Source organism: Sagittula sp., from assembly GCF_052825245.1.
In genome coordinates, this window is the sequence record NZ_JBRBWD010000028.1 from 1 (window position 1) to 7,233 (window position 7,233).

The 7,233-nt window shown below is 67.6% G+C and carries 6 protein-coding genes; 2 read left to right on the forward strand and 4 right to left on the reverse strand.

Annotated features, from left to right (window positions below; all coding sequences use genetic code 11):
- Positions 1 to 481: 481 nt before the first annotated feature.
- Both ACU0DV_RS10020 and ACU0DV_RS10025 read left to right on the forward strand, forming a co-directional pair.
- A complete protein-coding gene (locus ACU0DV_RS10020; RefSeq protein ID WP_446241866.1) occupies positions 482 to 1,465 on the forward strand; it encodes a fatty acid desaturase in 984 nt (327 codons plus the stop codon).
- Positions 1,462 to 2,289: a sugar phosphate isomerase/epimerase family protein gene (locus ACU0DV_RS10025; protein WP_446241867.1), complete on the forward strand. Its 828-nt coding sequence runs from the start codon at positions 1,462 to 1,464 to the stop codon at positions 2,287 to 2,289. Before ACU0DV_RS10020 ends, ACU0DV_RS10025 begins: the two co-directional genes overlap by 4 nt.
- Positions 2,290 to 2,715: 426 nt before the next feature.
- Here ACU0DV_RS10025 and ACU0DV_RS10030 read toward each other — a convergent pair whose 3' ends face one another.
- The 4 genes from ACU0DV_RS10030 to ACU0DV_RS10045 form a co-directional block, all read right to left on the reverse strand.
- Positions 2,716 to 4,383 (reverse strand): thiamine pyrophosphate-dependent enzyme, encoded by a 1,668-nt coding sequence (locus ACU0DV_RS10030; RefSeq protein WP_446241868.1) that lies wholly within the window; start codon positions 4,381 to 4,383, stop codon positions 2,716 to 2,718.
- Positions 4,384 to 4,461: 78 nt separating this feature from the next.
- On the reverse strand, positions 4,462 to 5,091 hold the full coding sequence (locus tag ACU0DV_RS10035; RefSeq protein ID WP_100927282.1) for an aspartate/glutamate racemase family protein: 630 nt from the start codon (positions 5,089 to 5,091) through the stop codon (positions 4,462 to 4,464).
- Positions 5,088 to 5,927 carry an ABC transporter permease gene (locus ACU0DV_RS10040; RefSeq protein ID WP_100927283.1) on the reverse strand — a complete coding sequence of 280 codons (840 nt, stop codon included), beginning with the start codon at positions 5,925 to 5,927 and terminating at the stop codon, positions 5,088 to 5,090. The genes ACU0DV_RS10035 and ACU0DV_RS10040 overlap by 4 nt, the downstream gene beginning before the upstream one ends.
- Before the next feature lie 108 nt (positions 5,928 to 6,035).
- Positions 6,036 to 6,884 carry an ABC transporter permease gene (locus ACU0DV_RS10045; protein WP_283982805.1) on the reverse strand — a complete coding sequence of 283 codons (849 nt, stop codon included), beginning with the start codon at positions 6,882 to 6,884 and terminating at the stop codon, positions 6,036 to 6,038.
- Positions 6,885 to 7,233 lie beyond the last annotated feature (349 nt).

The window sequence follows — 7,233 nt, forward strand, 5'->3', positions numbered from 1 at the left end:
CAAAGAAGCGGCCGGCGGGCGGCTTGGTCCGGGGCAGGGTCGGGGGTATGGCGCGGTGATGTTGCCAGAAGATCGCCTGAGCCAGATCGTCCAGCGGTTCGAGTTTCTCGAGGCGCAGCTGAATGCCGGGGCTGCGCCCCCGCGGGGGGGGGGCCCGGGGCCCGGGGGGGGCGGGGGGGGGCGCGTCACCCCCCGGGGGTGTGGGGGGGGGGGGGGGCCGGCGGGGTGCCGGCGGGCGCCCCCCCCCCCCTCCGCCGGGGGGCTCCGCCCCCCGCACCCCCGCCCGCCGGGGGCTCCGCCCCCGGACCCCTGGAGGTATTTGGACCAAGATGAAGGGGGCGGGCAGCGGGGTATGCGGGCGACGTGCCTGCGGCCGGTGGGGGACGGGCTGCCTGCGGCTTGGGCGTTTCCTGTGGGGTGGTGCCGGCGCGGCGCGCGTGGCGCTTGCCCTCACGGCGGAGAGTGTCCTAGGCTCCGCGCCATGCAAGCCACGTTTTCCCGCCGCGACCTGATCGCCCCGACCCGCCTGCGCGCCCTGATGCAACGCTCCGACCTGCGCGGCGCGCTGCAGCTTGGCAGCCATTTCGCCGCCATCGCGCTCACCGGCACGCTGCTCTGGACCACCTGGGCAAGCCTCTGGTCGATCCCGCTGTTCATGGCGCACGGGGTGCTTCTGAACTTCCTCTACGCCGGGCAGCACGAGCTGTCGCATGACACCGTCTTCCGCACCCGGCGGCTGAACGAGGTCTTCGGGCGGCTGATCGGCTTCCTGATGATCTACCCCCGCGATTTCGACAAGATCCAGCACTGGGCGCACCACCAGCACACCCAGAACTGGGAGAAGGACGGCGAGCTGACACGCGAACCCTACACGCTGAAGACCTACCTGTTGTGGTTCTGGGGCGTCACCTACTGGCAAAGCCGCGTCGCGCGGATCGTGCGGTTTTCGCGCGGGATCGTGCTGGAACCCTATATCCGCCCCGAGCAGCACGCGCTGGTCATCCGCGAGGCGCGCATCCATGCCGCGCTTTATGCCGCCGTGGCCGTGCTGTCGCTTGTGACGCAAAGCTGGGCCGCCGTGCTCCTGTGGCTGGCGCCGATGGTGGTCATGAAGCCGGTCCACCAGCTGCAGAACACCATCGAGCACCTTGGCCTCAGCCACGAGGACAACATCCTCGAGAACACCCGCTCCACCCGCACCAACGCGGTGATGCGCTGGCTCTGCTGGCAGATGCCCTATCACACCGCGCACCACAGCTTTCCCGCCGTGCCCTTCTGGCAGCTGAAGGACCTCGACGGCGAGATGAAGAAGAACGGCGCCGCGCCGCACGCCATGGGCTGGATCGAGTTCCAGGTGGAGGTGATCCGCAAGCTGTCCGCCAAGTCTGAGGCGGACTACCCCTATGACGAGGTCTGGATCGTGCCCCGCGGCAACGGCACCAGCGCGCGGATCGAAGCGGCGTGACGCTGCAGGTCTTCCAGTCGCTCTGGGCGATGTCTCCGCACGACCAGAGCGGCGAAACCCTGCCCTACGACGCGATCTGCGGCATGGTGAAGGACGCGGGCTTTCACGGGCTGGCGATCGACCTCGGCGCCGCCGACGTGCAGACCGCCCACGACGTGCTGCCGCACATCCGCCACCACGGGCTGGTGCCGCTGATCGTGGCCTTCCCCCGGTCGGTGTCCGCCCTGCGCGACACGCTGAAGATGGCGAAGGATTTCGGCTCGCCCTTCGTGAACCTCATCGGGCAGGTCTTTCCGCTGAGCACCGCGGGCGCCATCCCCGTGGTGCGCACCTGGATCGAGATGTCGGAGGAAGAAGGCGTTCCCGTGCAGTTCGAGACGCATCGCAACTGCATCACCAACGACCTTTTCACCACGCTCGAACTGATCGACGCCGTGCCGGAGATGCGGCTGTCCGGCGACCTGTCGCATTACCTCGTGGACCGGGAATGGAAGCTGCCGCTGGGCGCCTTCGAACGCGGCCTTCTGACCCGCATCCTGCAGCGCTGCGACAGCTTCCAGGGCCGGGTCGCCAGCCGCCAGCAGATCCAGCTTCAACTGGACTTCCCGCAGAACGCCAAGTGGCTGGAGCTGTTCACCGCGATCTGGCGCGAGGGCTTCGGCCATTACAAGGCGGCGCAGCCCGAGGCGCCGCTGACCTTCCTGTGCGAGCTTGGCCCGCCGGAATACGCGATGACCGACGCCACCGGGCGCGAGATGTCGAACCGCTGGCAGGAGGCGCTGCGGCTGAAGGCGCTGGCCGAGGGCCTCTGGGCGGAGGCCTGAGGGGCGGGCGGGTGCCAAAGGTTAATCGCTGACAAAGTGTGAATGCCGCGCCTCTGCACAAAGGTTACCAACCGGCCGGAAACGGGGGCCGAACCGGCCGGTTTGCCCCATAACATCCGGTTAACCGGCGGCGGGCGGCGTTAACCCCTTGTGGCGGGGCCGTTGCGCCGCTGCCAGATCTTGCGGCGCGCGCTGCCTTAAGCATCGGCCGCAGCCTGCACGTTTCATTCACAAAACCCGGTCGGAAGGGGTTCTCAACCCGGCTTGCCGCAGACGCATCGGCGCGGGCCGGGACCGCGGCCCGCAGTTCAGGAAATACTCGAAGTGTTTCCCTCAAGACATTGGATAAAAACGATAAAGAAAACCTGAACGGCCCGCACCTCCGGTCACCTTTTCAGGCGACCGAAGACCGCAGCCAGTGCCGCCTTACCGCCCCGATTTCTGCGCTGCGGCGCGCATCTGCGAAAGAGTCACCCGCGGCGTCAGCGCCTCCTCGGAAATGTCGAGGTCGAGCACCGCGCCCGTCTCCGAGGCGAGCGCCCTGTCGAAGGCGGCGGCAAAGTCCTCCGTCCGGGACACCCGCTCTCCGTGGAAACCGTAGGACCGGGCCAGCGCCGCGAAGTCGGGCGAGACCATCGTGGTGCCCGACACACGCGCCGGGTAGTGGCGTTCCTGATGGGCGCGGATCGTGCCGTAGATGCCGTTGTTCAGGATCAGCACCACGGGCTGCGCCCCGGCCTGCGCGGCGGTGGCCAGTTCCTGGCTGGTCATCTGGAAATCGCCGTCCCCGGCAAAACAGACGACGGTGCGGCCGGGGTGCGCGACCTTGGCCGCGATGGCCGCCGGAAGCCCGTATCCCATGGCCCCGGACTGCGGCGCCAGCAGGCGCTGCGCCCCACCATAGCGGAAGAAATACCCCGGCCATACCGCGAAATTCCCCGCCCCGTTGGTCAGGATCGCGTCGTCCGGCAGGACCTCCGCCAGATGTGCCATGACCTTGCCCATGTCCACCGGCGAGGGCTGCTCCGGCAGCTCGAACCCCGCCTCGAAGGCCGCCCGCGCCTCTGCCCGCCAGGTGCCGTCGCGCGGCCCCAGCGGACCCGCCGCCACCAGCGCCTCCGCAAAGGCGGACGGGTCGGCATGGACGCCCAGCGCGGGGCGGTAAACCTTGCCCAGTTCGCCGTCGCTGCCATGCACGTGGATCAGCGTCTGTTCCGGGTCCGGCACCTTCAGCAGCGTGTAGCCCCCGGTGGAATTTTCCCCGAATCTCAAGTTGATAGCGAGGATGACGTCGGCTTCTTGGATCAGCTTCCGGGTGGAGGGCCACATGCCCACACCGGAATGTCCGCAGAACGCCGGAGAGTGGTTGTCGAACATGTCGAGATAGCGGAAGACGGCCACGGCGGGGATGTCGTTCTCCTCCGCGAAACGGCGCAGCGCAGCCTTGCCGCCCTCCGTCCAGTTGCTTCCTCCGAAGAACAGGAGCGGCCGTTTCGCGCCCTTCAGGATCTCGCGCGCCCTGGCCACCGCCGGGCCGGAGGGCGCAGGCGGCAGGATCTCGACCGGGCCGGAAATCGCGGGTGTGTCGGTTTCGGACGACAGCATGTCCTCCGGCAGGGCGATGACCACCGGACCGGGCCGCCCGGTCGTGGCCACGGTCCATGCGCGTGACACGATCTCGGGGATGCGCTCGACCCGGTCGATCTCCACCGCCCATTTCGCCATGGTGCCATAGACCGCGGGGTAGTCGACTTCCTGGAAGGCCTCGCGCCCCATCATGTCGGTCGCCACCTGCCCCACGAACAGCAGCATCGGCGCGCTGTCCTGCCGGGCGGTGTGCACCCCGATGGAGGCATTGGTGGCCCCCGGCCCGCGCGTCACCATGCAGATGCCGGGGGTGCCGGTCAGCTTGCCCCAGGCCGCCGCCATGAACCCCGCGCCGCCCTCGTTGCGGCACAGCACGTAGTCCAGCGCGCCTTCGGTATCGTGCAGCGCGTCGAGCACCGCGAGATAGCTCTCCCCCGGCACGCCGAACGCCTTGCGCGCGCCCAGTGCCACGAGGCACTCCACCAGAAGCCTGCCACCATGCCGCATGAAACCGCCCTCCCCGATCTGTTCCGGCGCCACCTTTGCCCGTCCGGAACCGGAGTGCAATCCCAATGGCTTATACGGTCAGGCGATCAGCGCTCGGGCCATGCCGGTCGCGGCGCGCACACCGTCGACCAGGATCAGCCGGGTCTCCTTCTGCGCCCGCGCCATCAGCCCCACCATGCCGCCGCATCCCAGCGCCACGGCGCCCACGCCGTCCTCCGCTTCCGCGGCAAGGATCTCGTCGATGATCCGCGGTTCGGCCTTCTCGACCTCCAGCACCGGCACGCCGCTGGCCCGGATACGGCCCAGCGACGGGGCCAGCCCGTAACTGGCGACGTTCTCCTCCAGCACCGGCACCGACACGTCCAGAGTGGTCACGACCGAGAACCGCCCGCCCACCGCCGCAGCCAGGTGATAGGCCGCCTGCCCGATCCCGATCACCGGGCAGCGCGCCAGCTTCTGCGCCTCCGCGATGCCGGTGTCGTCGAAGCAGCCGATCAGGATCGCCTCCGCCCCGTCGCGGCAGGCCTTCTGCACCAGTTCCAGCATCGGCGGCACGGCGGCATCGCCATCCTCGCGCCCCTGGATCGAGGGCGGCCCGCCGTGCGAGGTCCAGCCCTCCACCTTCATCCGCCCCGCGACATCCTGTGCCACGGCGGTCATTGCCTCGGTCATGAGGACGGTGGAATTGGGATTGATGAGAACGATCATACCATCCCCTTGCCGGCATCCGACCCGGCCTTCGCCTTGCGGCGCGCCGTCAGCGTCACCAGCAGCAGGAAGACCCCGATCATCAGGAAGGAAAACACCGTCGTCAGTGTCCCCAACGCATAAAGCACAGGCGTCGTGACGTTGGTCGTCATGCCGTAGATCTCCAGCGGCAGCGTGTTGTAGCTGCCCGCCGTCAGGAGCGTGCGGGCGAACTCGTCATAGCTCAGCGTGAAGCCGAAAAGCGCCACACCGATCAGCGACGGCCCGATGATCGGCAGCACCACATGGCGGATGGTCTGCCAAGGCGTCGCCCCGAGGTCGCGCGCCGCCTCCTCGTAGGATTTGTCGAAGCGGTTGAAGACCGCGAACATGATCAGCAGGCCGAAGGGCAGCGTCCACGTCAGTTGCGAGCCAAAGCCGGAGGACGCCCAGTGCACCTTCATCCCCGATTGCGAGAACATCAGCCCGACGCCCAGCGAGACGAGGATCGACGGGATCACCAGCGAGGTGATGATCAGGTAGAACAGCAGCCCCGAGGCCGGGAACCGCGACCGGAAGGCCAGCCCGCCCATGACGGACACCACCACGGTCGTCACCATGACCATGAACCCCAGCGCAAAGGACCGCCGGAAGCTGCCCCAGATGTCGCCCACGGCCTGCTGCTCGAACAGGTCCTTGAACCAGTAGACCGACGTGCCGTTCATCGGGAAGGTCAACCCGCCCTGCGGCCCCTGGAAGGACAGGATGGCGATGGTGATCGTCGGCCCGTAAAGGAACAGCAGGAACAGCCCGAAAAAGGCGGCAAGCACGTAGAAGGAGCGTGGACGCGGTTCCATGGGTCAGGTCCTCCGGGACTGGGGCTGGGGCTTGGACCGGGCCGCACGGGCCCGGCTCTCATGCGCCGCAATGGCGGGCGGCAGGGCCGGTGTCGGCAAAGGCATCGCTCAAAGCTCCTTCCGGATGTCGACGAACCGCAACAGGATGCCGATCACCATCAGCACGGTCACCAGCAGGATCACGGCAGTGGCGGCGGCGCTCGGGTACTGCAGCAGCGCGATATCGTTGGAGATCAGCCGCCCGACGTTGGCCGACTGCGACCCGGACATGATCCGCACGGTGATGAAATCGCCCATCACCAGCGTCACCACGAAGATCGTGCCGATCATGATGCCGGGCTTGGTCAGCGGCACGATCACGTTCCACAGGATCTGCGGCCCCGAGGCACCGGCATCCCGCGCCGCCTCGATCAGCGACCGGTCGATGCGCATCATCGTGTTGAAGATCGGCACCACCATGAACAGCGTATAGAGGTGGACGAAGGCCAGGATCACCGCGAAGTCGGAAAACAGCAGCCACTCTACCGGCTGGTCGATCACCCCCATCGACAGAAGCGTCGAGTTGGCGATGCCGTTGCGCCCCAGGAAGGGTATCCACGAGATCATGCGGATGATGTTCGAGGTCCAGAACGGGATGGTGCACAGCAGGAACAGCACGATCTGCATGTTCTGGCTGCGCACGTGGAAGGCCAGGAAATAGGCCACGGTGAAGCCGATGGCCAGCGTGAACACCCAGGTGATCAGCGCGTATTTGAAGGTGTTCAGGAAGACCTTGTAGGTCACGGGCGAACCGAAGAGGAACTCGTAGTTCTCGAAGGAAAACGCCGGAATGACCGAGAACTCTGTCGCCCGCCAGAAGCTGACGACCACGATCATCAGGATCGGCAGCACGAGGAACACCAGCATCACCGCCGCCAGCGGCGACACCATCAGCAGGCTCTTGAGCGACTTCGGCATACCGGTTTCTTCTCCTGTCTTTCCGGACCCTGTCTTCCCGGGTCTTCATCTTGGCAAAAATACCCTCGGGGGGCCCCGCAGGGGCGGGGGCAGCGCCCCCTCGGCAGCATCCGCACAAGACCCCTGTCCGGACGATGCGATGGTCCGGGGGCGCCTGCCGCAGGCAGGCGCCCCCCCCGGGGGGCGGCCCCCCGGGCGGGGGCCACCGGGGGGGGTCGTTGTGTGTTCCCTTTAGGCTCCACAACATTTATTTGTGGACCCTTTGTACTTTTTAAGCCCCATTCTACTGGGTGCCCCCCCGGGGGGGGGCCCCCCCCGGCGGGGGCGCCTGCCTGCGGCAGGCGCCCCC

Bases quoted from the DNA above. Each gene is read 5' to 3' on its own strand.
- ACU0DV_RS10030 (WP_446241868.1), bottom strand. From the start codon at position 4,383: ATGCGGCATGGTGGCAGGCTTCTGGTGGAGTGCCTCGTGGCACTGGGC.
- ACU0DV_RS10020 (WP_446241866.1), top strand. From the start codon at position 482: ATGCAAGCCACGTTTTCCCGCCGCGACCTGATCGCCCCGACCCGCCTG.
- ACU0DV_RS10045 (WP_283982805.1), bottom strand. From the start codon at position 6,884: ATGCCGAAGTCGCTCAAGAGCCTGCTGATGGTGTCGCCGCTGGCGGCG.
- ACU0DV_RS10035 (WP_100927282.1), bottom strand. From the start codon at position 5,091: ATGATCGTTCTCATCAATCCCAATTCCACCGTCCTCATGACCGAGGCA.
- ACU0DV_RS10040 (WP_100927283.1), bottom strand. From the start codon at position 5,927: ATGGAACCGCGTCCACGCTCCTTCTACGTGCTTGCCGCCTTTTTCGGG.